At 52.3% G+C, this 1,616-nt stretch carries 1 protein-coding gene; it reads left to right on the forward strand.

All coding sequences use genetic code 11. The features are described from left to right. The first annotated feature begins 281 nt into the window (after nt 1-281). A complete protein-coding gene (locus EJL02_RS14010; protein ID WP_087243051.1) occupies nt 282-1,490 on the forward strand; it encodes an IS110 family transposase in 1,209 nt (402 codons plus the stop codon). Nucleotides 1,491-1,616 lie beyond the last annotated feature (126 nt).

The following is a 1,616-nucleotide window of genomic DNA, read 5'->3' on the forward strand; positions in this document are numbered from 1 at the left end:
CCCTATTACAATAAATTTGGACAGGAAAGCCGGGCAGCCAGTCCGGCTTTCCCTCCATCTCGTGCCTAAGCTACAATAAGAGGAGCAACTGGCTGACGTTCACTCCCTTGGGCTTCGTATGTCCGCTTTGAAGACGGTCAGCCATCCTCTTGTTGCAGCGTTCGATTTGAGCAGGTTGAGCCTACCGGATGCCGGGGAGTTCGTGTCACCCAATAGATTGAATCGGCAGCGAGAAAAGATGGATTCCGGTTGCACAGATTCGTTGTATTGGAGGAATGTGGATGAACTGCGTTGGCATCGATGTTTCCAAGGGCAAAAGCATGATCGCAGTCATGCGGCCTTTCGGAGAGGTGGTAGTCTCACCCTTTGAGGTACTTCACACCGACAGCGAACTGAGTGAGCTGGCAAGGCTGCTCAAAAGCCTGGACGGTGAGACCCGTGTGGTGATGGAAGCCACGGGTAATTACCACGCGCCTGTGGCCTGGCTACTCCACGACGCGGGGCTTTATGTCTCGGTAGTCAATGCAATGCTGGTGCACGACTACGGAAACAACAGTTTAAGGCGGGCCAAGACCGACAAGAAGGATGCTGTGAAGCTGGCCAACTACGGCCTTGACCACTGGCTCACACTGCCGAGATATGTCCCCGATGAGGATACCCGGCTCATGCTGAAGACCTGCTACCGGCAGTACCAGCAGTATTCCAAAGTACAAACCATGCTGAAGAATAACCTGATCTCCCTGCTGGACACAACTTTCCCGGACGCAAACCGCCTGTTTGCCAGTCCGCCCCGCGCTGATGGCAGCGAGAAGTGGGTGGACTTTGTAGATGCTTTTTGGCACTGCGAGTGTGTCTGCGGTCTGTCTGAGAAGACCTTTATCACCAGATACCAGAAGTGGTGCAGAAAGCACGGCTACAATTTCAACGAAAATAAGGCATTGGATATATACGCCTCTGCCTGTGGGCACTTCGGTGTCATGCCAAAAACGGATACAACAAAACTTTTGGTAGAACAGGCTATTTCCCAACTCCGGGCAACTTCTGCCGCGTTAGCTGCTCTCAAGCAAGAGATGCAGTCCCTGGCAGCTTCTCTGCCGGAGTATCCTGTGGTAATGGGGATGTTTGGCGTTGGTCCCTCTCTCGGCCCCCAGCTTATGGCTGAAATTGGCGATGTCCGCCGTTTTCATTCAAAAAAAGCACTGGTGGCCTTTGCGGGCATTGATGCCCCGCCCTACCAATCCGGCCAAATGGATGTCCGCAGCCGCAGCATTTCCAAGCGGGGGTCTGCCTCCCTGCGCAGGACGCTCTTTCTGGTGATGAGTGTCATCCTGCAACGTGCTCCAATGGATGAGCCGGTCTACCAGTTCATGAGCAAGAAACATTCTGAAGGCAAGCCTTACCGAGTCTACATGATGGCCTCCGCAAACAAGTTTCTGCGCATCTACTACGCTTCTGTAAAAGCCTATTTGGATTCCATGGAATACGACTGATTTTTCTGCACTATATCATCTGGCCGGCCGCCATTTCGATTTTGAGATGCTCAGCGGCTTAGATTTGTGCGCTCGTTTTTTTGCTCATTCTCTCGAAAATTTTACTTGACTTTTTTTAGCAGGTCT

It is taken from the genome of Agathobaculum sp. Marseille-P7918 (genome assembly GCF_900625105.1).
In the GTDB taxonomy this organism is placed as follows: Bacteria; Bacillota; Clostridia; order Oscillospirales; family Butyricicoccaceae; genus Agathobaculum.